The sequence below is a fragment of the Variovorax sp. J31P207 genome (assembly GCF_030316965.1).
GTDB classification, from domain to species: domain Bacteria; phylum Pseudomonadota; class Gammaproteobacteria; order Burkholderiales; family Burkholderiaceae_C; genus Variovorax; species Variovorax ginsengisoli_B.
In genome coordinates this window covers 898,199-923,005 of the sequence record NZ_JASZYN010000002.1, presented here as the reverse complement: position 1 = coordinate 923,005, position 24,807 = coordinate 898,199, and the positions used below count along the sequence as shown (strand labels likewise).

The following is a 24,807-nucleotide window of genomic DNA, read 5'->3' as shown; positions in this document are numbered from 1 at the left end:
CCAGCCCCAGCCCGAGGGGGCTGCGGGCTGCGCATCTGCGGGCCGCGGCTCACGAAGCCGGCAGCAGCCGCGCGGCTTCGCGGATCGCCACGGCCAGCTGGCGCACGACGGGCTGGCGAGCCATGCCCTGCGTGACGAAGAAGCTGATCGGCGGCAGGTTCCACGACAGCGCGTAGGACAGGGGCGCACACGTGCCATCCTGCCCGATCTCCCCCGCCACGTCGCGCGCCAGGATGGTGATCGCGTTGCGTTCGCTGCGCAGCACCGCCTCGATGGTCCGCAACGACGAGGTCTCGACCATCGGCGCGGGCGGTGCCACGCCCGCGCCCAGGAAGATCGCATTGAAGGTGCGGCGCATGGGCGTGTTGGGCGGCGGCATGATCCAGTCCAGCGCGGCCAGGCGGCGCCAGTCCAACGGCCCACGGGACAGCCTGGCCCGGCTGTGTGTGGGTACCAGCAGGCAGGGCACCTGTTGATAGATCGCCTCCTGCAGGATCTGAATGTCGGTGTGGGCGTGCAGCGAACGGCCAATCACGCAGTCGAGTTCGCGCGCGCCCAGCGCTGCCACCAGTTCGTCCGTGGTGCCTTCCTTGGTCATCACCGCCACGCGCGGACTCTGGCCCAGCAGATGGGTGACGCTGGCCGACAGCAGGGCTTCCGGCACATGCGGCGTCATGCCGATGCGGACCCGGCCGCTCAGGCCGGTGTCGATGGCCGTCAGGATCTTGCTGGCCGCCTCCAGCTCGGCCAGCGATACCAACGCGTAGTGCAGCGCGGCTTCGCCGGATGGCGTGGGCACCAGGCCGCGCCGCGTGCGCGTGAACAGCGGCGCCATGAAGATGTCTTCGATCTCGTGCAGGCTCTTGGTGATGGCGGGCTGGCTCAGCCGCAGCTCCAGTGCCACGCGGCTGAGCGTCTGGTTGCGCTGGATGGACTGCAGCAGGGCCAGGTGCCGCAGCTTGAGGCGCGACTGCAGCGCGTGGAGCAGCCTGTCGCTGCGGTCGTTGGAGATCGGGGCTGTCATGAAGTTGTATAACTTCTCGGTTATGGATCAATCAAAATATAGGCTAAAACAAGAAATCTAGACTTCTAGACTTCGGGCATGTTCACGACACGCCCCGGCATCATCGACGTCTTCGGCGTCGCTTCTTCCACTCACCGGCCGGCCTCGCGGGCGGCGACGGGCGTGGAGCGCGCCGGCAACGCCTCCCGCCGCGCCACGGTCGCCGGCGGCCTCATGCTGCAGGTGGTCGAGCCTCAGTTCAACGGCCCCGGCGACGTGGTGCCCATCCTTCAGTGGCGCGCGATCGACCAGCCAGCGCGTTGCGTCGACGTCCAGGCCTGGGCGTCGGCGCCGGCCACGCCAGTCGCGTTCGCGCAACGCGGCTTCGAACAGGCGCCGGGCTACGCCGCGGCTGCTGAATTCACTCTACGGAGAACTTTACCCATGCTTCCCGTCACCGTCTGCCTAAACCTGCTCGACGAACTGTCGCAGGCGCAGGACCTCGACAGCGCCATGCGTCAGGTCGACGCCTACCGCCGCCTGCTCGTCGGCCCCGGCGAGTTCAGCATCAACCTCAACGTGACGACGGCGGACGACCCCCCGAACGAGGTGCAATTGCGCCGCATTTACTCGTCCAATGGCGGCCAGTTCCCCGTGGCAGGCCGCAAGCGCAAGCTCCTGAACCGCTGGACACGCACGCTGTTCGGCGAAGGACGCGTGTTCGTCGCCGAAGGCGCGCCGATGCTGGCCGAACTGTTCGACGACTACGAACACATGGCGCCGCTCGGTCTGAACGCCGCGATCAACGTGCCGTTGTTGCAAGGCAAGCACTGCGTTGCGACATTCAACGTCTTCGGCACGCGCGGGTGCTGGCAGGACCAGGAGATCCTGGCTGCACGCCTGCTGGCCACCGCGGCTGCGCGCTGGGTGACGCCGGCGCCTGGCCTGCACTACACGCTGGACGCCGAGCCGGCCTGATTCCTCCCCACGCTCATTTCCTTGGAGCAACCATGTCATCCACCTCCACACCCCAGCGCACTGCTGTCTTCATCGTCGGCGGCGGCCCGGTCGGCCTGTCCATGTCCATCCTGCTGTCGCGCTTCGGCATCGACCATGTGCTGGTCGAACGCGCATCGAGCACCACGGACCACCCCAAGGCTCGCGGCTGCTGGAGCCGCACGATGGAGATCTTCCGCCAGTGGGGCATCGAAGATCGCATGCGCGCCCATGGCCTGCCAGACCAGTCGGATTTCTTCACCTTCGTCGAGGCCATGGCAGGCCACGAGTACGGCCGCACCATGCCGGAGGCCAACCTCGGCCAGACGCCGGCCTGGAAGTGCATCCTGTCGCAGGACGTGGTCGAGCAGGAACTGCTGGCGCTGGCGCGCCAGTCGCAGACCGCCCAGATCCACTTCTCGACAGAGTTCGTCGAGCACAGCGAGGAACCCGGTGGCGTGCAGGTCACCGTGCGCAACCTCAAGAACGGCGAGACCGCCGTCTGGCACAGCAAGTTCCTGATCGCCGCCGATGGCGCCGGCAGCAGCGTGCGCCGCCTGACCGACATCGAGATGCGCGGCCCGGCCACGATGGCTGTCATGGCCAACGAGTATTGGAAGGCCGATCTGTCGGGCATCCGCGGCGCCGCCAACACGGCTGCCTTCCGCGTCGTGCCCAAGGACCCCGCGCTGCCGATGGCCTCGGTGCTCAACACCAATGGCCGGGACCGCTGGCTGAGCCTGATCCAGATCGGCACCGAATCAGACGAACGGTCCGGCCCGCGCACCGACGAGGAAGTCGTGCGGCTGGCGCGCATCCATACCGGCCTGCCGAACCTGGAGGTCGAGGTCATCAACCGCTCGATCTGGCGCTTGAGCCGCCAGGTGGCCAGCAGCTTCCGCCAGTCGCGTGTGCTGCTGGTCGGCGACGCCGCGCACCGCTTTCCACCGAGTGGCGGCTACGGCATGAATTCCGGCATCCAGGACGCGCACAACCTGGCCTGGAAGCTGGACCTGGTGCTGCGCGGCAAGGCCGGCATGGGGCTGCTCGACAGCTACGACCAGGAGCGCAGGCCCGTGGCCGAGTCCAACGCCGACTTCAGCTACGCCAACACCATGCGATTTCGGGAGACCGACAAGGCCTTTCGCAGCGGCAACATCGACCGCATCAACTTCTGGATCAAGGACACCAACAACCACGTGCACAGCGTGGGCCAGAGCCTGGGCTTCAGCTACGACGAGGGCGCGGTGCTCCCCGACGGCACGGCCAAGCCGGCGCTGCGCACCAGCACCTACGAGCCGAGCGACCGGCCGGGCGGCCGCTTCCCGCACATCTGGCTCGACCTGGCGCGGCGCCGCTCGACGCTGGACTGGTTCGACCGGAACTTCGTGCTGGTCGTGGGCCTGAAGGCCGACGCCTGGAAGGAGGCTGCCGCCGCGGTCGCGGCACGGCGCGGGCTGCCGATCGAGGTCCGCCAGATGGAGGGCGAGTGCGTGTCCGAGGGCCTGCTGCTGGGCCTACACGGTGCGGTGCTGGTGCGCCCCGATGGCCACGTCGCCTGGCGCATGCCCTGGACGCCGACCGACCCCGCTGCCGAACTTGCCGGGGTGCTGGAGCGGCTGCTCGGTGCCGTCTGAGTCTGAATCTTCCGACCCCGCCATTTCCTCGAGGAGCGCCCCATGCCCGTCAGCGCCTTGCACCACTACACCATCCGCTGCACCACGGCCGAACTGGATCCGCTGCGCGACTTCTACACGCAGCACATCGGCCTCACGGTTGGCGCGCGCGCCGACATCCCGGCCCCCGGCTACTGGCTGTATGCGGGCGGCCAGCCGATCGTACACCTCTACGCCATCGCGGAGGTGCCCGATCCGGCGCCGCCGGCAGGCGTGCCGCTGACTGGTCCGCTGGACCATGTCTCGTTCCGCGCGCACGGTCTCGCCGCCACGCGCGCGCACTTCGCCGCCCATGACATCGCCTGCGACGAGGCGCCGGTGCCGGGTTGGCCGCTGCACCAGCTGTTCGTGCGCGATCCCAAGGGCCTGAAGATCGAGCTGACCTTCTGGCTCGACGAGGAGGGGCCCGCGTGACACCCACCATGATCACCACCGTGGCCACGGGCGACGCCGCCACGGCCTGCACCATCCAGGGGGAAGGTCCGCCGCTGTTGCTGGTGCACGGCGCCGAAGCTTCGCGCCACATGTTCGACGCCATCGCGCCGCTGCTGGCGCGGCGCTTCACCGTGATCGCCTACGACCAGCGCGATTGCGGCGAGACCGAGGCGCCGCCGGTGCCGGCCACGCTGGAGCAACTGGCGGACGATGCCCGCGACCTGCTGGCGGCACTGGGCCATGCGCGGGCCCATGTGTTCGGTAGTTCGTTCGGCGGCCGCGTCGCGCAGGTGCTGGCGGTCCGGCATCCGCACTGCGTCGACCGCCTGGTCCTGGGCAGCACCTGGGCGCTGCCGCAGGCGCTGGCGACGGCCTACCCCGAGGGCAGCCGGCGCATCGCCGCGCTGCGCGCAGGGCTGCCGCACAGTGCACATGAACTGGCCGGCATGTTCTTTCCGCCGGCCTGCCTGGCCGAGCGGCCTGCACTGCGCGACTGGTTCGCCGCCGTGCAACCGGAATCGGAGCGCTCCACCCGCCGGGCCGCGACCGTGGCCGACAGGCCGGACATCCCGCCGTCGGCGATCCAGGCGCCGACCTTGCTGATCGCCGGCGACAGCGACCAAGTCGTGCCGGCGCGGCTGACCTTCGCGCTCGCCGGCCTGATTCCGCACAGCCGCACCGCCTTGCTGGCCGGCGTGGGCCATGCCACCTGCATCCAGGCGCCGGCCGAGGTCGCGCAGGCGCTCATCCACTTCATCGACGCACCGGCCGCATAGAGGATCCATCATGAGCTACATCGAGATAAAGGGACTGTTCAAGACCTTCGGCGACCGTCGTGCGGGCGGCGTGCTGGCCCTGGACAACATCCACTGCTCCATCGCCGAGGGCAGCTTCGTGTCCGTCGTCGGCCCCAGCGGCTGCGGCAAGAGCACGCTGATGCGCATCATCGCCGGGCTGCTCGACTACTCGGAGGGCAGCGTGGTCATGGACGGCCAGCCGATCCGCGGCACGCGGCGCGACGTGGGCGTGGTGTTCCAGTCCTCCATCCTGCTGCCCTGGCGCACCATCCTGGAGAACGTGATGCTGCCGGCAGAGGTGCTGGGCCTGGACCTCAAGGCGGCCCGCGAACGCGCCATGGATCTGCTGCGCCTGGTGCGGCTCGAGGGCTTCGAGCACAAGCTGCCGCGCCAGCTCAGCGGCGGCATGCAGCAGCGTGCCTCGATCGCCCGCGCGCTGCTCCACGACCCCAAGATCCTGCTGATGGACGAGCCCTTCGGCGCGCTCGACGCGATGACGCGCGAGCAGATGAACCTGGAACTCCAGCGCATCTGGGCCGAAAGCGGCAAGACCGTAATCCTGATCACGCACTCCATCCCCGAAGCCATCTTCCTCGGCGACGTGGTGTTCGTGATGACACCGCGGCCGGGAACGCTGGAGCGCGTGATCCCGGTGCGCGTGCCGCGGCCGCGCCGCATGGAGGCCATGGGCACCCCCGCGTTCGCCGAGGTCGCAGACCAGATCCGTGAATTGTTCGACCACACCGGTTCGTTCGACTGAACCCCCGCCCTCTCCAGAACTCAAGCCCCGCAGGAACCACCCCATGTCCAACCTGTCGTTCTCCGCCCCGGCCACTGCGCCGCTACCCCAACCCGCGACCCGTCCCGGTCGCTGGCTTAGCTCCAGGGCCGCGCAGTCGCTGCTGCTGTTGCTCGCGCTGCTCGCCGTCTGGGAGTTCGGCGTGCGCGTGTTCAATGTGCCGAAGTTCCTGGTCCCGCCGTTCAGCGATGTCGTCGCGGCGTTGTGGCGCGGACTGGCGGCCGCGCCGATGGCCAAGGATGGCCTGTGGTTCCACACCGCCATCACGCTGGCGGAGATCCTGCTGGGCTTCTTCATCGGCAGTGGCATCGGGTTGGCGCTGGGCGTGGCCATCGCGCAGATGCCGCGCATCGAAGCGGTTCTGCAACCCTATGTGGCAGCGTTCCAGAGCCTGCCCAAGGTCGCGGTGGCTCCCATCATCATCATGTGGCTGGGCTTCGGCATCAGCTCCAAGGTGGCCATCGTCTGCATGCTGACTTTCTTCCCGGTGCTGGTGACCAGCATCGCCGGCTTCAAGGCCATCGACCCCGACCGAATCGATCTGCTGCGCACGCTGTCGGCCACGCCCTGGCAGATCTTCCGCAAGGCCAAGTTCCCGAGCGCGCTGCCTTACATCTTCGCGGGTCTGGACATGGCGGCCTCGTTCGCCGTGGTAGGCGCCATCGTCGGCGAGTTCGTCGGCGCCCAGGCTGGCCTCGGCGTGCTGATTCTGCAGATGGACGCGCAGATGGACACCGGCGGCAGCTTCTCCGTGTTCATCGTGCTGTCGTTGATTGGCATCGTGCTGACGGCCCTGTTGCGCCGGGTCCAGCAGCGCGTGCTGCATTGGATGCCGGTGGAGAGTCGGCGCACCGTCACCGCCTGAGGCACTGCACGCCCGGCTTCCCCTCCTGTCACTCGAAAGGTTTCTCCAATGATCACCAGACGGAATTTCAACTTGGCCCTCGGCGCTGTCGGCGCAGGGCTTGCAGTGGTACCGGCTTCGGCCCAGCCCCTCAAGGTCATGAAGGTGGCCAACTCGGCCGGCGTGAACGACGCGCAACAGGCATTCATCACGGCCGGCCGCCATCCACGGCTGGGCTACTACGCCGCCGAAGGCGTGGACGTGGAATACGTCAACATGAGCAGCATCACGCAGGCCATGCAGGCGCTGATGACCGGTCAGGTTGCGTTCGGCCCGGTGTCGCCGGGCCTGTACCTGCCGGCGCTGGCCAAGGACCCTGCACTGGATCTGATCGCCGCCTACAAGTGGCTGCCGCGCAACGCCAATGTCGTGATCGTGCGACCTGACAGCCCGATCCGCAGCGTGGCTGATCTGCAGGGCAAGCGCATCGGGGTGCGTAACCAGGGCGATCCCGGCATCGTGGTAGCCAGGACCATGCTGCTGGAACTGGGCCTGGACGACGGCGCCAACCAGTACATCGCGGTGGGCGACGGTGGACCTGCTGGGCAGGCGCTGACTCAAGGCCGCGTCGATGCCATCGTGGCCTACGACACCGGTGCAGCGCGGATCGAGATGGTGGGGGTGCCGGTGCGTTATCTGCCGCTGCCCCCGAAGTTCGCTGAGGTCGGATCGGGCTGGATTTGCGTGCAGAAGAAGAGCTTGCAGCAGGAGCGCAAGCACCTGGTCGGCCTGTTCCGCGGCATCGCCAAGTCCACGCTGTTCGCACACCACAACCTGGACGAGGCCATCAACATCCACTGGGCGCTGTACCCCGAGAGCAAGCCGAAGTCCAAGTCGGAGGACGAGGCGCGCAAGGAACTGCAGTTCATCCTCAAGGACCGCCGCAACAACTGGATGCGCCGCGACGGTGAGGCCGACGCTCGAATCGGCGCCTCCAGCCTGGCCGAGTGGCAGGCGAACATCGCGTCGGCTGCCGAGACCAGCAAGAACCCGCGGTTGGCGGCCGAATTGGGCGACCCGGCCCGGGTGTTCACGAACGAGTTGATCGACGAGGTCAACGCCTTCGACAAGGCGGCGGTGATCCGCCAGGCGAAGGGGTTCCGGCTGTGACGGCCCGCTGGCGGATGGCCGCGCGCGCGGCGCAGATGAATCCTTCGGTGATCCGAGAGATCCTCAAAGTCACGGAGCGGCCGGAGGTCATCAGCCTGGCGGGCGGCCTGCCTTCGCCCGAGACCTTTCCGGTGGAGGCCTTCGAACAGGCCTGTGCACGGGTGCTGCAGACCGATGGCCGTGCCGCGCTGCAGTACGCGGCGAGCGAGGGGTACGGGCCGCTGCGCGAGGCGGTGGCGGCGATGCTGCCCTGGGACGCCGACCCCGCGCAGGTGCTGATCACCACCGGTTCGCAGCAAGGCCTGGACCTGATCGCCAAGATCCTGATCGACGCCGGCAGCCCGGTGTTGGTGGAAACGCCGACCTACCTGGGCGCGCTGCAGGCCTTCACGCCGATGCAGCCTCAGGTCGCCGGCCTGCGCTGCGATGACGAGGGTGCAGTGCCCGACGACCTGGCGGCACAGGCGGCTGCCGCGCGCTTCGCCTACCTGCTGCCGAACTTCCAGAACCCGACCGGCCGCACGATGGGCGAGGAGCGGCGCCGCGCCGTGGTGGAGGTGGCCGTGCGCACCGGCCTGCCGCTGGTCGAGGACAACCCCTATGGCGACCTGTGGTTCGACGCGCCGCCGCCGGCGCCCCTGAGCGCCCGCCACCCTGAAGGCTGCATCTACCTGGGTTCGTTCTCCAAGGTGCTGGCGCCGGGCCTGCGGCTGGGCTTTCTGGTGGCTCCCAAAGCCGTCTACCCCAAGCTGCTGCAGGCCAAGCAGGCTGCCGACCTGCACACGCCGGGCTTCAACCAGCGCGTGGTGGTCGAGGTGCTGCGCGACGGCTTCCTGGACCGCCATGTGCCGACGATCCGCGCGCTGTATCGCAGCCGACGCGACGCCATGCTGGCCGCGCTGGAACGCGAGATGGCGGGGCTGGGCGTCGAATTCGGCCGCCCGTCCGGCGGCATGTTCCTGTGGCTGCGGCTGCCGCCCGGCATCGATGCGGGGGCGCTGCTGGCGCAGGCGGTCGCACGCGGCGTAGCCTTCGTACCGGGGGCACCGTTCTATCCCGCGGCAGGCGATGCGCGCACGCTGCGCCTGTCCTTCGTGACGGCCAGCGTAGAGCAGATCGAGCGCGCCGTGGCCGCACTGGCCCGATCGCTTCAGGATGCGCTGCAACAACGCCATGGTTAGTGCGCAGGGCGTGGCCCATTCGCGCTGGGAAGATGCCATGGCCCTGGCGATCGGTGCCTTGCTGATCGGCCTTGGCCTGCATGTCCTGCGCAGCGCGGGTCTGCTGACCAGTGGCCTGTCCGGCGTGGCGGTGCTGGTGCACTACGCCACCGGCTGGAATCTGGGCGTTGCGCTGTTCGTGCTGAACCTGCCGTTCTACGCGTTGGCCTGGCGCACGTTGGGACCGGTGTTCACGCTGAAGTCGCTGGCCGTAGTGGCGCTGATCTCTTCCATCGTGGATCATGCCGCCGCGTTGCTGACCATCAGCCAGGTACACGCTGCGTTCGCCGGGCTGGCCGGCGGCGTGCTGATTGGCATCGGCCTGCTGGCGCTGTTCCGCCATGGCGCCAGCGTGGGCGGCACCAGCAGCCTGGCGCTGTATCTTCAGCAACGCCATGGCTGGCGCGCCGGCCGTGTGCTGATGACCATCGACGTCGCGATCTTCGTGGTCGCGCTGGCGGTGGTCGATCCGCGCAACGTGGCTTGGTCGGCCGCCGGTGCGGTGATGCTGAACCTGTTGCTGGCGCTGAATCACAGGCCGGGGCGCTACCTGGCCTCGGATCAGCAGAGATAGTAATTGAATGCCGGCCCGTCGCCGGGCTGCCCCGCCTCGACCCAGGCGAGCTTGCCACGCAGGAAGGCCAGCGCCGCGTCGAGTCCGGCCTCCTTCTCCTCCAACTTGTCGATCTGGCGGCGCAGCACTGTCGCTGTCCGCTCCGGCGAGCGGGCGCCCGCACGGTACTGCTTGTTCAGCGCTGCGATCTCGGCCAGCGAGTAGCCCAGCGATTGCTGCAGCCGGACCATGCGCGCTGCGGTGAGGTCGCCGTCGGAGAACACCTGGTAGGGGTTCGAACCGCCCTTGAGGCCGCGCTTCGGGCGCAGCAACCCCTTGGTGATGTAGAAGCGGATGGTGTCCACCGGCAGCCCGGCGGCTTTGGAGAAGTCGGAGATCAGCATTGGGAATGGGCTTGACCCTGGAGCAAGGTCCACACTTTTAAACCCTTTCATCGAATCTTCAACGAAAGCGAGGAATGGAATGAACGTGTCGTCAGACGCACTGGCCCGTGTGCAACTGGGCCGAGGCGGTCCGCTGGTGGGTTGCCAGGGACTCGGCTGCATGGGCATGAGCGAGTTCTACGGCGAGACCGACGATCGCGAGGCACTTCGCGCGACATTCCCCGCTACATCGAGCTCTATAAGCAGGGCCGCCTGCCCGTCGACAGGCTGCTGACCGGTCGATTGCGCCTGGACGAGATCAATGAGGGATTCGACCTGCTGCACGAGGGCAAGGCGATTCGGCAAGGTGGACGGGGTCGACTCGTTTTCAGTGCACTAAGTGACGGTAAGGGCGCCGCAACAAATGCGGCTTCCCGCGTGTCATCATTCCTAAGTCCTTGTCCCAGCTTGAGTTTCTGTTGCCTCTCAACCACCTCGCGATAAGGCCCGCTCCGTGGTCGATTTCAGGCTTTGGCGCTCTTTTTCGCTGCGGTTTGTGACGGTAGAAGCTTGTCGGCGTAGCGTTCGATGGGAAACCGAAAGACTCCGCGAAGGTTGATGCCCTCCAGTCGCGTGGGTGCAATGCGTCCGATCAGCTCGGCTGGGACAACCTGACGCCGGTTGGCCCAGCGATCAAGCGCTGCCTGCATCTGCGCCGTGTTCCATGCCATCACGATGTTGGCCAACAAGCTCAACGCGTCGGCCACGGCCTGCATCTCCTCGACACGCCTGGCCTGCACCGGACTGACCCGCCCGGTGTAGATGGCGCGCTTCAAGGCGTTGACCGCCTCGCCGCGGTTGAGCACCCGATGCAGTTCGCGGCGGAACGCCGCGTTGACGAAGTAGTCCGCCAGGAATGCCGTGCGCAACAGCCTGCCAAGCTGCACACCGGCCTCGTAGATCGGGTCAGACCTGGCTGCCGATCCGAAGCGCGCCATCACGGCCACCGCGCTGGCGTGCCCGGACATCACGGACGCCGTGAGGCGAACGAGAGCGTCCCAGTGCGACACAATGAGCGAAGCGTCGACGTTCGCTACGCACACGGATGCCACATCAGCTGGTATCGGCATGCCTCGGGGGACATAGAGCTGCCGTTGCTTCAGATCCTTCAGCCGCGGACATAGATCGAAACCCAATAGGCGAGACAACCCCATCGCGAAGTCGGTGTAACCGTGGGAATCTACGGCCAGCTGAGAAGTCTCGATCCGCTCCTGTCGCACGACTCCTTCGATCGCCACGCCAGCCTGCCGCTCGTTCAGCACAAAGGGTTGCGCGTGAAAGATGCCCCAGCGATCGCCCACATGGGAGTAGATGCCGATCGAGGGAGTGTTGCGCCGCGGATCCAGGCGAGCCTGCCACACACGCTTGGTGGTCTCCATGCTCATCATGTCCGAGGAGGCGAGATCGGAGCGTCCCCAAGTCGTTGCAATGGGATGGCCTTGCATGAACTCCAGCACCGCTTGGCAGGCTTGCCCAAGTCGGCGTTCGTCGCCAGCCCAGCGCATGCTTTGGCGGATGCTTGTGGCCGACAGCTGCGGCATCATGCGTGCGCAATCGGCGGCCGTGAGGCTGGTTCCGTGGGCGAGGATGCCGGCGTAGGCCATCAGCAGTTCGTCGGCCGAGCGCGGCTCGCGCCCGAGCATGATCCAGCTGAAACGAACCTGTGCATCAACGGCCAGGATCACCTCGGGCAATTGCACCTCGCCGATGCGCTGGTCAAGCCTGGCGCGCAGCTTGCCGACCTGAGGATCCTCATCGTCCGCTGGGAGCGCCGAGACGTGCAATTCATCGTCGATGCGCAGCTCGCCGGAACGGGCGGCGACGGCCACCGCATGGACGCCAGCATGCACGCGCATCAGGAGCGGAACAAGGAATTCCTCCGGGTTGGCCGGCAGCGACAGCCGAGCATAGTGCCGCTTGGCTTCGGCCTGCCAGCGCTCGGCGGGTAGGAACAGGCGTTCTCGGCCACGAAATGTCAGGCTGTGTTCGATCCACACCGAGCCGTTCCGCACAGATCGACGCAGGGCAAAAAGCGTGGCCACTTCTAGCGCTCGAAAGGCCCGCTCCCGGTCGTAGCCCGAGATGGCGTCGCGCCAGACCGATCCGAGCTGGGGTGAAACGATGTCTGGCAGGCTCCTGGCGCTTTTAGCGTACAGATCGCGCAGCTTGGCCAGTGATTCAATGACCGGATGGTCGCCGCTCGCCTGCCATGGCAACTTGGCGATTACCGACAGCAGGGATCGCACTGGGCGGATGGCCTCGATCAGGCGCTCCCGCACGAGCGATGCCCGTTCTGGCGGGCGTCGCTGTTGGTGGCTCGCGACCAAGGCCGCCAAACCAGCCCTCAATTCCGAGTCTGGAATGCCACCCTCGGCGCTCATGCTCGTAAGTTCGTTGAGTAGCGATCGATAAAGATCAGCCCAGTTGACGGTGTCACCGACACTACCTGCGGCCTGACGCCAAAGGTCGGCCACGCGACGCTGAACCATCAGAATCAGTTGGTCGGTGGCGGTCAGCAGGCAGTAGCGCAGGAAGCAGGCGACCTCTACGGTGCGCGCTGGTTCCTTGATTTTGGCGCCGGCCGACGGAGGCCTGGAGGCCAAGCGACGTGCGTAGCGCCGCACGATGAGGTCGGGCAGGGCGCCCAGGTATTTATACACGTCAAGGCTCTGAAGCCAATTGATCCGTTCGAGCACCTCGCTGATCTGGCGCGTCGAGTGCCGCGCCGGCGCCGCCCACAGCCAGCTTTGATGGGTCACGCCGCTGGCGTGTGGCTGCGCGATCATTCGGCTCCATTGCTCCAGGATGTCAGGTGGAACCTCGCTGCGAATGGACGCCGACGTCTCGGCCTCGAAACGGGCGAGGGCGGTGGCAATCACGGCGCGGATGGCCCGATCGTGGACGATCAGCAGTCGATGCTCGTACAGCCAACGTCGGGCAAAGACAACCAGTTGCTCGCGATCGGCGCACCGGGCGACCTCGTCACTCATCGACCGAACGAGAGCGCGGCGCTGATGCTCGGTCATCCACCGGAATCCAAGGGCTTCACAGGCCACTTGCTGGTGGTCGAACAGGGTGCGGCCTCGCCCGTACAAGGCGCGTAGCGACGCGATCTCGGGAGCATCGATACCCAACTCACTGCCCAGATGGCGCCAAAGTGCTGGCGGAACGATCCGAAAGGCGTCGAGCACACGGCCGCTCATGCGCAGGAATCCGATGTGCAATGCCAGGCCGAGCTTGAGAGACTCGCCGCGGCGCGCGCCGATCAGTTCACGTTCGGCCTGGCTGAAGGTGAAGAACGCCTGCAGCTCGAAGCCGCTGATGTCGCGCGGAAGTTCGCGCATGCCCAAGTATGTCGTCTGCCAGCCTTGCATCGCGCGCCTCCGTCCGTGGGGCAGGGGACGATACGCCGCTGAAAAGTGAACAGCAACATCAAGAAAATCAATGACTTGCGACCCAGCTCCCGCGCCGTTGCTGGCCTTGCGAACCGTCACTTAGTGCACGGAAAACGAGGGGACCCCACGTCAGGCACCTTGATGCCAGCGCCCCGCGGCGGTGCCTGCCTACTTGGCCTTCTGCATCGTCCTGGCGGTGAGCTTGGCGCTGGCGCTGCTGGCGTTTTGGGGATCGGTTGTCCGCTGAACGCGAGAGGTCAATCCGTGCCGCGCTTGCGCACAGGTGTGCACGCCGTCGCACAGGGGCTCACGGGCGGAGTCAGCGACGCAAGAATCGAATCGCGGCAAGCCGCCAGAAATTCGTCGGCCAAGGGCGAATCGTCAGGGCAGGCGCGCGACATGACGATGGCGCCGACCACGTGCGCCAGTATGTCGAGGGACTTGGCTCGCGCCTGGACCGCCTCTGCATCGTCCGGAGAAGCGCCTGTGGGCCGCAGTGCCGCCAGCAGGCTATCGATGCCGGCCGCAAACGTCGCCCGGACCGCTTCCGGCTGACGCGCGGCATCTCCGCCCAGCGCGGCCATGGTGCAGCCAGTCGCGCGGTTGTCGCGGTGTTCGCGCGAGAGGTAATGCTGCACGAACTCCGAGGGGTCCACGCTAGCCGTGAGCGCTATGGTCTGCGCGATGCCGCAGGCTGCTGATTCCGCCATCAGGTCAGTCTTGGAGCGGAAGTGCTTGTAGAAGCCGCCGTGAGTGAAGCCAGCGGCGGCCATCAGATCGGCAACCCCCACCCCATCGTAGCCGCGCTCGCGAAACAGCGTGGACGCCGTCTCGACAACGTGTGCCCGGTTGGCTTGCGCCTGTGCCTTGGTGACCTTCATTTCGCTTCCACGGTAGGTTGATGCCGCATAAGGGACTTCACTATACATTGATGTCAATCGTAATCAAAGTCTTGACAGTTAAGATGATGACCGTCATCATTAAGGATCATCCACACGGGAAACTGAATCAACATGACCGAGAAAACCCTTTTCGAACCGCATAACCTGGGCGGGCTTACGCTCGCCAACCGCATCGTCATGGCGCCGCTGACCCGCAACCGTGCGGGCGCCGGACTGGTCCCCAGCGAACTGACCGCGACCTATTACGCCCAGCGCGCGTCGGCGGGCCTGATCATCACCGAGGCCACCCAGGTGTCGGCCCAGGCGCAGGGCTACCAGGACACCCCCGGCCTGTACACGCCCGAGCAAATTGCCGGCTGGCGCAAGGTCACCGACGCCGTGCATGCCAAGGGTGGGCGCATCTTCGTGCAGCTCTGGCATGTGGGGCGCGTCTCGCATGTCGACGTTCAGCCTGGCGGCGCGGCACCGGTCGCGCCTTCGGCGATCCGGGCGGCGACGAAGGTCTTTGTCAACAACGGATTTGCCGACGTGTCCGAGCCCCGCGCCCTGGAACTCGACGAACTGCCGCGCATCGTGGATGACTTCCGCCACGCCGCGGCCAATGCCATCGTCGCTGGCTTCGATGGCGTGGAGATCCATGGTGCCAATGGCTATCTGCTGGAGCAGTTCATCAAGGACGGGGCCAACCAGCGCACCGATGCCTACGGCGGCTCGATCGAGAACCGCGCGCGCCTGCTGCTGGAAGTCGTCGCGGCCGTGGTGAAGGAAATCGGTGCCGAACGCACCGGCGTGCGCATCTCGCCCGTGTCGCCCGCGGGGGGTATCTCCAGCAGCGATCCGCAGCCGCAGTACGACTACGTTGCCGAGCAACTGAGCACGCTGGGCGTCGTCTACCTGCATGTGGTCGAAGGTGCGACGGGTGGCCCGCGCGACGTGGCCCCGTTCGACTACGACGCGCTGCGCAGTCGCTTCAAGCAGACCTACCTGGCCAACAACGGCTACAGCCTGCAATTGGCCACCGCCGGGCGCAACGAAGGCAAGGCAGATCTATTCGCCTTCGGCCGGCCGTTCATCAGCAACCCCGATCTGGTCGAACGTCTGAAGACCGGCGCACCGCTGGCGCAGATCAACCCGGCCACGCTCTACGGCGGCGGCGCTGCGGGCTACATCGACTACCCAACCATCGCCGGCTGAAGCCAGCCCCTGCTTCACACCCCCGACAGAACGACTTTTGCAAAGGCATTTACCCATGACCACCCCTCCCAACCTTCCAACCGTCCTCATCACCGGCGCCTCCAGCGGCATCGGTGCCACCTACGCCGAGCGCTTCGCGCGCCGTGGCCACGACCTCGTGCTGGTCGCGCGCGACAAAGCGCGGCTGGACACGCTGGCCTCGCGCCTGCGCGAGGCCAGCGGGGTGGCCGTGGAAGTGCTGCAAGCCGACCTGACACAGTCCGCCGACCTGGCCGCGCTCGAAACCCGCCTGCGTGACGACCCTCGCATCGGCGTCCTGATCAACAACGCGGGCATGGCCCAGTCGGGCGGCTTCGCGCAACAGACGGCCGAGAGCATCGAACGCCTGATCACGCTCAACACCACCGCGCTGACGCGGCTCGCAGCCGCGGTGGCGCCGCGCTTCGTGCAGTCCGGCACGGGCGCGATTGTCAACATCGGCTCGGTCGTGGGTTTGGCGCCCGAGTTCGCCATGACGGTCTATGGCGCCACCAAGGCTTTCGTGCTGTTTCTGTCGCAAGGCATGAGCCTCGAGTTGTCGCCCAAAGGCGTCTACGTGCAGGCAGTGTTGCCTGCTGGAACGCGAACCGAGATCTGGGAGCGTGCTGGCATCGACGTCAACACGCTTTCCGACTTGATGGACGTGGATGAACTGGTCGATGCGGCGCTGGTCGGATTCGACCGCCGCGAACTGGTGACGATCCCGCCGCTGCACGTGGCCGCGCGCTGGGATGCGCTGGATGGCGCGCGTCAAGGGCTGTTGTCGGACATTCGACAGGCACACGCGGCCGAGCGGTATCGGCCGCAGGCCTGACCGTACCGACCTTGCCCTATGCGAGAAGTCACGCCATGCCTCATCTGCTGAAAACCAGTCTTTGCTTCGGTTTGCTGTCCGCGGCGCTTCTTTCGCCTTGGGCCGCCGCCAGCGACGCGGCTGCAGTTGCCGGCAGCTCGCCCGTTGCGACCATGGCGCAGGGGTCAACGTGGGTGGGCGTGCCGACGCAGAGCGTGTCCGCCGCTGGCGCGGACTTCTCGTACCGTGAACTCGGGCAACACAACGGCGCCACCCCTGTGGTGCTTCTCGGCCACTTGGCCGCGGTCCTCGACAACTGGGACCCCCGAGTCGTCGATGGGTTGGCCGCCAAGCATCACGTGGTCGTACTCGACAACCGCGGCGTCGGTGCATCCACGGGCACGCCGGCGAACACCATCGAACAGATGGCAGACGACGCCATCGCCTTCATCAAGGCCAAGGGATTCAAACAGGTCGATCTCTTTGGCTTTTCGATGGGAGGAATGATTTCGCAGGAGGTTGCGCTGAAAGAACCCGAGTTGGTGCGCAAACTGATCCTGGCTGGCACAGGGCCCGCGGGTGGCCCGGGTATCAGCACGGTGGCGGGCGTGGCGAACTACGACCTGCTCCGCGCGACCTTCACCGGCCAAGATCCGAAGCAGTATCTCTTCTTCACGCGCACGCCGAATGGCATCGACGCTGGGAAGGTCTTCTTGAAGCGCTTGCAAGAGCGCACCGAGAACCGCGACAAGGAAATCAGCATCAGTGCCTACGTGGCGCAGCTTCAAGCGCTCAGTGCGTGGGGGAAGAAGCGTCCGGCCGATCTCTCGGTGATCAAGCAACCTGTTCTCGTGGCCAATGGCGATGACGATCGGATGGTCCCGACCAGCAATTCCTATGACCTCGCCAAGCGCCTGCCGAACAGCCAGTTGGTCATCTACCCCAATGCCGGTCATGGAGGGGTGTTTCAGTACCACGAAGACTTCGTGCCCAAAGCGCTGGCATTTCTCGCCCAGTGACTCCGCGAAGTCCCTGCAACCAGACCCGCCTCCTGAACCGACCCCTCAACAGTCAAGCACATGACCGACACCCATATCACCACGCCCACGCGCTTCGCGGATATCGACGGTACGCGATTCGCTTACCGCCGCTGGGGCAACCCTGATTCCGCGCAGCCGCCCCTGTTGCTCCTGCAGCACTTTCGCGGCGGCATGGACCACTGGGACCCGTTGATGACCGATGGTCTTGCCGAAGGCCGCGAAGTCATCCTCTACAACGGCCGTGGCGTCGCTTCGTCCAGCGGCCAGCCGCGCACCCGCATCGAGGACATGGCCGATGACGCAGCCGCCTTCGTTCGCGCGCTGGGTTTGCAGAAAATCGACGTGCTGGGCTTCTCGCTGGGTGGCTTCCAGGCGCTGGACCTGACCTGGCGTCATCCCGGGCTGGTGCGCAAGCTGATGCTGCTGGGTACCGGCCCGCGCGGCGGCAACCCGGACATGGAGCCGCAGGTGCTGACCACGGCGCCACGACCGGTTCCAACCTTCGAAGACTTCGTGTACCTGTTCTTTGGTCGATCGGCGCAAGCCGAGCAGGCCGCGCGCGAATTCTGGCAGCGGCGGCATCAGCGCGTTGACCAGGACCCGCCGTCGTCACAAGAGGTCGCCAAGGCGCAGATCGAGGCCAACATGCTGTACCTGCCCAGGCTGTCGGAAGACGACCCCTTTGCCTACCTGCGCGGCATCCAGCAGCCGACCTTCATCCTCAACGGCGTGAACGACGTGATGATTCCGACCATCAACTCGTTCTACATGGCGCGCAACCTGCCGAACGCGCAGTTGTTCATCTACCCCGACTGCGGCCACGGTGCGCAGTTCCAGTGCCCGCAGCGCTTTCTGCATCACGCGGTGCGGTTTCTGAGCGAGTGACGGCCCTGGCACGCATCGACCCCCATCCACGATCCAGCATCCAGAAGACCCTCCCCATGCTCAAGTTCAAGTTCCTGCTGTGGGGGTTCACGCAGCTCCTGAAACGACAGATCAAGAACAACCCCGACTGTGCGCGCTACGTCGCCGGCAAGAGTTTAGTGTTTCAGATCCGCACTGCATCCGGCATCGGCCGTCACTACGCCATCCGCGATGGCGCGATCCGATCCTCGCCCGGCCTCGCGCTGAATCCGCAGTTCACCTTGAACTTCAAGGATGCCGCAAAGGGCTTCGCGATCCTCTCCGCCAAGGACAGCCAGGCGGCGTTCCTGAGGGGCCTGGGCAGCAGGGACTTGTCCATCAGCGGCGATTTCCAGGAGGTGATGTGGTTCCAGGGCCTGACTGCCTTCCTGCAGCCGCCGAAGGTCGTCTCCCCCTACGACCGCACCGCATTCTGAGTTCCCGGACCCGGCTGCGCTAACTCCGGGATCGCCCGGAGGAGTTCCCGTACGTCAGCGTCAGAAAAATTGCACAGATGAATGGAGACAAGACATGCGCACCTCAGGTCAGGAAAAGACGAGCGAGCCCTATGACTTCGACTACATCGTGATCGGGTCGGGTTTCGGCGGCAGCGTGTCGGCCTTGCGTCTGGTCGAGAAGGGTTATTCGGTGGGCGTCATCGAGATGGGCAAACGATGGACTGCGCATGACTTTCCCACGACCAACTGGGATGCCCGGCGCTGGCTGTGGCTGCCAGCGCTGAAGATGCACGGCTTCTACAGCATGCGTTTGTTTCGTCACGTCATGGTTCTCAGCGGCAACGCGGTCGGTGGCGGTTCCATCACCTATGCCAATGCCTTGCTGGTTCCACCAGAAACGGTGTGGGAAGAGGGCTCTTGGGCGAGACTTCAGGACTGGAAACGCGTCATGCCCCGCTACTATGCGATCGCGGAAAAGATGCTGGGAGTCACCGAAAACAAGATGCTGGGAGAAGCGGATCTTCGACTCAAGAAGATGGCCGAGCAGCAAGACGTGGGACACGCATTCCACAACGGCCGTGTTGCGACCTTTTTTGCTCCCAATGGCGAGCCGGGTGGACGGACCTACGCCGACCCTTACTTCGGTGGCGAGGGCCCGGAGCGCGGGACATGCATCGGTTGCGGTGGCTGCATGGTCGGCTGCAAGCACAATGCCAAGAACACGCTCGACAAGAACTATCTCTACTTGGCCGAAAAGCGGGGGGCACAAGTATTTGCCGAAACCAAGGTGGTGGATGTGCGCCCACTCAACGGCAAAGAAGACGGCAGCGACGGCTACGAAGTCTTCACAGAGCGCTCGACGGCGTGGTTCGACAAACAAAGACGCAGCTTCCGCTGTCGCAGCGTGGTGTTTGCCGCTTCTTCATTGGGCACGATGGAATTGCTGTTTCAGCTCAAGAACAGCGGCTCCTTGCCTCGCATCAGTGACGACCTCGGGAAACGTGTACGTACCAACGCCGAGTCGCTCGTCGGTGTTCGCTTCCCCTCCAAGGACAAGAGCATGTCGGCCGGCGTAGCCGGCGGCGCAGGCGTCTACATCGACGCGCGCACCCACATCGGGGCGGTGCGGTACCCGGAGGGATCGGACGCGACAGGCCTGATGATGACCCTCCTGAGCGGCGGTCGTGCCGGATGGCATCGGATTCTCGCGTGGCTGCTCACGCTTCTGACACATCCCATCCGTGCGATGCGGGTGCACAACCCGATAGGATTTGCCCGTCAGACCGTCCTGTTCGTAGTGATGCAAACGGTGGATTCCTTCATCGATATGCAGTTCAAGCGCCGGTGGTACTGGCCCATTGGCAAGCGGTTGTGCAGCAATGGCGACCCGATTCCCACCTTCATACCCGAAGCCAATGCGTTCTTGGAGAAAGGCGCGAAAGCACTGGGTGGCATCCCCGTGACCTTGCTGACCGAAATTCTGTTCAATATTCCGACGACTGCGCACTGCATGGGCGGCTGCGCAATGGCGGACGCCCCAGAGCGCGGCGTGATGAACTTCCAAAGCCGTGTCTTCGGCTATCAGAACATGCTGGTCTGCGACGGCTCCATGCTCAGTGCCAATCTTGGCGTGAACCCGAGCCTGACCATCGCCGCGCTGACCGAACACGCCATGGCCCACATCCCGGCGAATTCGCCATCCACTTCACCCCATCTGCAGGGCACTCCACATGCGCAATGCGTCCACATCTGATTCCAACTTGCTCAATCAGCCCTTGCTGCTGCCCAATGGTGCTGTCTTTAGAAATCGCCTTGGCAAAGCTGCCATGAGCGAGACCTTGGGCACCTATGACAATCGTCCCACGCCGGAGTTGATTCGGCTGTACCGACGGTGGGCTGCGTCGGGCCTGGGACTGATCATGACGGGCAACGTGATGATCGACCGCCGCGCACTGGGCGAGCCCGGCAACGTGGTGATCGAGGACGAGGCGGACTTGCCTGTCCTGCGGCAGTGGGCCCAAGCGGTGACCGGGCAAGGGACGGCGATCTGGGCACAGCTCAACCATCCAGGCAAACAATCGAGCAAGGGGTTGAATGCCTACAACCTCGCTCCCTCGGCCGTTCCTTTCCGCGAGGACATGGCGACATTCTTCGAGACCCCGCGCGAAGCCACCACGTCCGAGATCCAGGACATCATCGAGCGCTTCGGGCGCAGTGCGGCCATCTGCAAGAAGGCCGGGTTCAGCGGCGTGGAAATCCACGGGGCGCACGGTTATCTGGTTAACCAGTTCCTGTCTCCGCATCACAACCGCCGCAGCGACGAATGGGGCGGCAGTCCCGAGAAGCGGCGGCGCTTCGTGCTGGCCGTCTACGCGGAAATCCGCCGCCATGTAGGCGCCGACTTCCCGGTGGGAATCAAGCTCAACTCGGCCGACTTTCAGCGTGGAGGCTTCACCGAAGAAGAATCGATCGAGACGATCCGCGCGCTGGCCGATGTGGGCATCGACCTGATCGAAATCTCCGGCGGCACCTATGAGGCACCCGCCATGAGCGGTGCGATGCAGGAAGCGAAGCAAGCTTCCACCGCGGCCCGCGAGGCGTACTTCCTCGAATTCGCCGAGAAGGTGCGCGCCGCAGTGAAGGTGCCGCTGATGGTCACCGGCGGTTTCCGCACGGCGGCCGGCATGAATGCTGCCCTGCGCTCCGGCGCGCTGGATCTGATAGGCCTGGCGCGACTGCTGGCGATCGATCCGGACGCGCCCGCTGCCTTGCTGCAAGGGCGCGACAGCCTGCAGCAGGTGCGTCCCATCCATACCGGCTTCAAGGCTGTCGATCGCATGGGGATCATGGAAGTGCTTTGGTACACGCGCCAGCTCAAGCGCATTGCAAGAGGCAGCGAGCCTCGTCCCGACGAGAAAGGGCTGTCAGCGTTCTTGAAGGCGGCTCTCAACAGCGGTTGGGGCACCTTTCGCACGCGGCGCCTGCGGGCGCGCAATTGAGCGCGGAAGGCTCGCGATTGAGAACCTCATCACTGATGAAGCGCTATGTCAAACGACTCGCAAACCGAGCCAGGCAGGCCATGCTCGAGCCTGCTTAGGCGACCATCATCACGGTGGACTGGAGCGGTGGTGCGGGTGCGGAAGCGTCTCGCTCCAGCGGCGGATTGCGATTTCATCCGTCCATTTTTTTTCCCTGGACCTGTGAAACCCGTGACCCCAAAGGAGAAATGACCGTGACATTCAAGGCACTGCTGACCACCAGGACAGGCGATGTGATTTCCACCGCCGTGGTCGACTTCGACGTGGCCGACCTGATGCTGGGCGACGTCTCCATTGCGATTGACTATTCGACGGTGAACTACAAGGACGCGATGGCGGTCAGCGGCGACATCGGTGTACCAATATTGGGCCGTTCACAGGTCTGGGCACGCCAGGAATAAGGAAGAACCATGAAAGCATTCATTCTCGAGCAGTATGGAAAGAAGCGCACGCTGCGGTTGGCAGACATGCCGAATCCGGAGCTGCGCGACGACGAAGTCTTGGTTGAGGTCCATGCCGCCGGCGTGAACCTGCTGGACTCCAAGATCCGGAATGGAGAGTTCAAGCTCATCCTTCCCTATCGCCTGCCCATCATCCCGGGCCACGACGTCGCAGGGATCGTCGTCAAGGTAGGCCCGCGCGTGCGGCATTTCAAGCCGGGCGATGAGGTCTATGCGCGACCGGACGATTTTCGGATCGGTACCTTCGCTGAATTCATCCCCGTCAAGGAAACTTCGCTGGCGCTCAAGCCCAAGGGGCTCACGATGGAAGAAGCCGCTTCCATTCCTCTGGTGGCGTTGACGGCTTGGCAGGCGCTGGTCGAGAAAGCCAAATTGAAGAAGGGGCAGAAGGTCTTCATTCAGGCTGGCTCGGGCGGTGTAGGCACGTTTGCCATCCAGTTGGCCAAGCATCTGGGCGCAACCGTTGCGACGACGACGAGCACGACCAATGTCGCACTCGCAAAGAGTCTGGGCGCAGACGTCGTCATCGACTACAAGAAGCAGGACTTTGAGGATGTCTTGCGCGACTACGACGTGGTCCTGAACAGCCAGGACGGCAAGACGCTCGAGAAGTCCCTCCGCGTGCTCAAGCGCGGCGGGAAGCTCATTTCCATCTCCGGGCTACCGGATCCCGAGTTCGGCAAGGAAAGTGGGGCACCCGGGTTCGTGAAGCTGGTCATACGGCTGCTGAGCTCTGGAATCAGACGGAGGGCCAAGAGCCGCGGGGTCGGCTACTCGTTCCTCTTCATGAAGGCCAGCGGGCACCAACTGGGCGAGATCACCCGTCTCTTCGATGCTGGCGTCATCCGCCCCGTGATGGACCGCGTGTTCCCGTTCGAGTCCACCAATGAAGCCTTGGCCTATGTAGAAACCGGTCGCGCAAAGGGCAAGGTTGTCGTCAAGGTGAGATAGAGGCGGTCAGCCACTACAAGTCGCCGCGTGACCTGGCACTGTCAAGTGGCCATGTCGTGTCGGTCTGCGCGGTGTCGTTGCGTGCGATAACGAACACCGTGAGCACCAGCAAGTCGCCCACGCGTCGGGCCCAACTGAAAGCACAAGCAAAGAATGCCGTTCGATTTCACAAGACTGGCCGCTGGTATATGCGCTGTCGTTGTCCAGGTAGTGGGTGGCCCAGGCCGAACCGGCAAGTTCTGGAATGACTCCGGATGGGAATCCCTCGCCGTCTGGATATGAGATCAAAGGTGCATCCAACTCGAGCGGCTTCCACTTGCTCAATGCGTGTTGGACCGCAAGCAACGCGTCTTGCGCAGAAATGCGACCCAACAGGCATACGCTGTAGCCCAGGATTGCCTTGGTTTCCACCTCGATGACGACCTGCAGGGCCAAGCGGCAGATGGGGACGCGTCGACTGCCCTTGGGATGCGGGAGCGAATTGATCGGTTCTGTCGCGATAAGCCGGTCGGCCACAATCCAAGCGATGGTCCCGCTGCACGTGCAACTTGAGAATTCAACCCTGCGAGGGGTCATCAGGCGGTTGCATTTTCCGCTGGAGATCATGGTGGTGTGCGTGCGCTGGTACGCAGCCTATCCGCTGAGCCTGCGGCAGCTGGAGGAGATGATGGCCGAGCGAGGCGTCCTCGTTGACCACGCCACGGTTCACCGCTGGGCACTGAAGATGTTGCCCGTGCTGGCCAAGGTTTCTCGTCGGCGAAAGCACCCGGTGGGCCGCTCTTGGCGGGTCGACGAGACGTATGTCCAGGTCGGCGGTCAGTGGAAGTATTTATACCGCGGCGTCGATCGGCTCGGCCAGACGGTGGACTTCCTGCTCACAGCCAGGCGTGACGAGGCGGCAGCGCGCCGTTTCTTTGAGCGGGCCATCGGCCAGCACGACATGCCAGAGAAGATCACCATGGACAAGAGCGGTGCCAACACGGCCGCCGCGAGAGGCCTGATCGCTGACAGCGGCCTGCACATCGAGTTGCGTCAGTCCAAGTATCTCAACAACGTCGTCGAGCAGGACCATCGCGCGATCAAACGGCGGGTGCGGCCGATGATGGGGTTCAAATCGTTCTGGTCCGCGGCTCGCCTGATCGCGGGCATTGAACTCATGCACATGATCAAGAAGGGGCAGCTCAGCTGCTCCACGGGATTGGTCCTGTCGGACGCCGTCCGCTTCTACAGTCTCGCCACTCGCTGAGCGACATCAACGTCGCCCTTGCCACGCCTCGACAGGCTTATCGCGACAGAACCGTCTCTTGGCCGAGTGCGCCCCGTTGGCATCGGGGAGTGCTTCGCGTCGAATCGAAACAAAGCGACTCAAGCCACAATGATTAACCCTAAGTAATGGCAGACCATAAATGAAGAGGCAGGCACGGGTCGCTCGATGTGCTCGGGAGGTCCCCAGATGCATGCAGCGAACTTCCCCGGAGCACTGGACCTTGCGGGCTTCGGCTTCACCGTGTCGCCGGTGGACCGCAAGCCGATCCAACAGTTCGCCTGCGGATGGCGGCATCTGTTGGCGATTGGTCAAAATGCCGGGTCACGGTGATGTTCAGTGTGTCCGCCGCGGTGTGCGTGCTCAAGAAGCAGGACCCGGCGCTGCTGAGGAAGTACGACCGGATGGCCTGCTGACGGTCAATTTCGTCCCG

The 24,807-nt window shown here is 65.0% G+C and carries 24 protein-coding genes; 20 read left to right on the top strand and 4 right to left on the bottom strand.

Translation table 11 applies throughout. The features are described from left to right. Nucleotides 1–49 precede the first annotated feature (49 nt). Nucleotides 50–1,024, bottom strand: a complete 975-nt coding sequence (locus QTI68_RS10025; RefSeq protein ID WP_286521283.1) for a LysR substrate-binding domain-containing protein — start codon at nt 1,022–1,024, stop codon at nt 50–52. 78 nt (nt 1,025–1,102) lie between these two features. On the opposite strand from QTI68_RS10025, the gene QTI68_RS40140 reads away from it, so the two are divergent. The 9 genes from QTI68_RS40140 to QTI68_RS09980 all read left to right on the top strand — a co-directional run bounded on the left by QTI68_RS40140 (nt 1,103) and on the right by QTI68_RS09980 (nt 9,514). Further along, nucleotides 1,103–1,981 (top strand): hypothetical protein, encoded by an 879-nt coding sequence (locus QTI68_RS40140; protein ID WP_353506408.1) that lies wholly within the window; start codon nt 1,103–1,105, stop codon nt 1,979–1,981. A 32-nt stretch (nt 1,982–2,013) separates the two neighbouring features. Continuing rightward, a complete protein-coding gene (locus QTI68_RS10015) occupies nt 2,014–3,636 on the top strand; it encodes an FAD-dependent monooxygenase (protein ID WP_286521282.1) in 1,623 nt (540 codons plus the stop codon). 42 nt (nt 3,637–3,678) lie between these two features. Further along, complete coding sequence (locus tag QTI68_RS10010) at nt 3,679–4,089, top strand: VOC family protein (protein ID WP_286521281.1); 411 nt, start codon at nt 3,679–3,681, stop codon at nt 4,087–4,089. Continuing rightward, nucleotides 4,086–4,886, top strand: coding sequence for an alpha/beta fold hydrolase (locus QTI68_RS10005; RefSeq protein WP_286521280.1), 801 nt, complete (start codon nt 4,086–4,088; stop codon nt 4,884–4,886). Before QTI68_RS10010 ends, QTI68_RS10005 begins: the two co-directional genes overlap by 4 nt. 10 nt (nt 4,887–4,896) lie before the next feature. Further along, nucleotides 4,897–5,667, top strand: a complete 771-nt coding sequence (locus tag QTI68_RS10000; RefSeq protein ID WP_286521279.1) for an ABC transporter ATP-binding protein — start codon at nt 4,897–4,899, stop codon at nt 5,665–5,667. A gap of 43 nt (nt 5,668–5,710) precedes the next feature. Beyond that, complete coding sequence (locus tag QTI68_RS09995; RefSeq protein ID WP_286521277.1) at nt 5,711–6,571, top strand: ABC transporter permease; 861 nt, start codon at nt 5,711–5,713, stop codon at nt 6,569–6,571. Between the two features lie 72 nt (nt 6,572–6,643). Then, nucleotides 6,644–7,720, top strand: a complete 1,077-nt coding sequence (locus QTI68_RS09990; protein ID WP_286521276.1) for an ABC transporter substrate-binding protein — start codon at nt 6,644–6,646, stop codon at nt 7,718–7,720. Between the two features lie 14 nt (nt 7,721–7,734). Continuing rightward, nucleotides 7,735–8,901 (top strand): aminotransferase-like domain-containing protein, encoded by a 1,167-nt coding sequence (locus QTI68_RS09985; protein WP_286521572.1) that lies wholly within the window; start codon nt 7,735–7,737, stop codon nt 8,899–8,901. After that, complete coding sequence (locus QTI68_RS09980; RefSeq protein ID WP_286521274.1) at nt 8,894–9,514, top strand: YitT family protein; 621 nt, start codon at nt 8,894–8,896, stop codon at nt 9,512–9,514. Before QTI68_RS09985 ends, QTI68_RS09980 begins: the two co-directional genes overlap by 8 nt. Here the strand turns inward: QTI68_RS09980 and QTI68_RS09975 are convergent. From QTI68_RS09975 to QTI68_RS09960, 3 genes are all read right to left on the bottom strand, one after another. After that, a complete protein-coding gene (locus QTI68_RS09975; protein ID WP_286521273.1) occupies nt 9,502–9,897 on the bottom strand; it encodes a MerR family transcriptional regulator in 396 nt (131 codons plus the stop codon). The genes QTI68_RS09980 and QTI68_RS09975 overlap by 13 nt on opposite strands. A gap of 503 nt (nt 9,898–10,400) precedes the next feature. Next, a complete protein-coding gene (locus tag QTI68_RS09965) occupies nt 10,401–13,310 on the bottom strand; it encodes a Tn3 family transposase (RefSeq protein ID WP_286521271.1) in 2,910 nt (969 codons plus the stop codon). 278 nt (nt 13,311–13,588) lie between these two features. Continuing rightward, the gene (locus tag QTI68_RS09960; protein ID WP_286521270.1) at nt 13,589–14,212 is read right to left on the bottom strand and encodes a TetR/AcrR family transcriptional regulator; all 624 of its coding nucleotides are present in this window, start codon (nt 14,210–14,212) and stop codon (nt 13,589–13,591) included. Nucleotides 14,213–14,344: 132 nt separating this feature from the next. On the opposite strand from QTI68_RS09960, the gene QTI68_RS09955 reads away from it, so the two are divergent. From QTI68_RS09955 to QTI68_RS09905, 11 genes are all read left to right on the top strand, one after another. Further along, nucleotides 14,345–15,427, top strand: a complete 1,083-nt coding sequence (locus QTI68_RS09955; RefSeq protein WP_286521269.1) for an alkene reductase — start codon at nt 14,345–14,347, stop codon at nt 15,425–15,427. Between the two features lie 55 nt (nt 15,428–15,482). Continuing rightward, entirely contained in the window at nt 15,483–16,280 is a 798-nt protein-coding gene (locus tag QTI68_RS09950; RefSeq protein ID WP_286521268.1) for an SDR family NAD(P)-dependent oxidoreductase, read from the top strand. Between the two features lie 35 nt (nt 16,281–16,315). Further along, complete coding sequence (locus tag QTI68_RS09945; RefSeq protein WP_503011642.1) at nt 16,316–17,278, top strand: alpha/beta fold hydrolase; 963 nt, start codon at nt 16,316–16,318, stop codon at nt 17,276–17,278. Between the two features lie 60 nt (nt 17,279–17,338). After that, nucleotides 17,339–18,184 (top strand): alpha/beta fold hydrolase, encoded by an 846-nt coding sequence (locus QTI68_RS09940; protein WP_286521267.1) that lies wholly within the window; start codon nt 17,339–17,341, stop codon nt 18,182–18,184. Between the two features lie 56 nt (nt 18,185–18,240). Further along, entirely contained in the window at nt 18,241–18,639 is a 399-nt protein-coding gene (locus QTI68_RS09935) for a helicase (protein ID WP_286521266.1), read from the top strand. 94 nt (nt 18,640–18,733) lie between these two features. After that, a complete protein-coding gene (gene choxAB, locus QTI68_RS09930; protein ID WP_286521265.1) occupies nt 18,734–20,413 on the top strand; it encodes a cholesterol oxidase in 1,680 nt (559 codons plus the stop codon). Continuing rightward, nucleotides 20,391–21,659: an NADH:flavin oxidoreductase/NADH oxidase family protein gene (locus QTI68_RS09925; protein WP_286521264.1), complete on the top strand. Its 1,269-nt coding sequence runs from the start codon at nt 20,391–20,393 to the stop codon at nt 21,657–21,659. The genes choxAB and QTI68_RS09925 overlap by 23 nt, the downstream gene beginning before the upstream one ends. A gap of 227 nt (nt 21,660–21,886) precedes the next feature. Further along, on the top strand, nt 21,887–22,099 hold the full coding sequence (locus QTI68_RS09920) for a hypothetical protein (protein WP_286521263.1): 213 nt from the start codon (nt 21,887–21,889) through the stop codon (nt 22,097–22,099). Nucleotides 22,100–22,108: 9 nt separating this feature from the next. Then, entirely contained in the window at nt 22,109–23,110 is a 1,002-nt protein-coding gene (locus QTI68_RS09915; protein ID WP_286521262.1) for an NADP-dependent oxidoreductase, read from the top strand. Between the two features lie 526 nt (nt 23,111–23,636). Then, nucleotides 23,637–24,356: an IS6 family transposase gene (locus tag QTI68_RS09910; protein WP_286521261.1), complete on the top strand. Its 720-nt coding sequence runs from the start codon at nt 23,637–23,639 to the stop codon at nt 24,354–24,356. 207 nt (nt 24,357–24,563) lie between these two features. Beyond that, nucleotides 24,564–24,707: a hypothetical protein gene (locus tag QTI68_RS09905; RefSeq protein WP_286521259.1), complete on the top strand. Its 144-nt coding sequence runs from the start codon at nt 24,564–24,566 to the stop codon at nt 24,705–24,707. Nucleotides 24,708–24,807 lie beyond the last annotated feature (100 nt).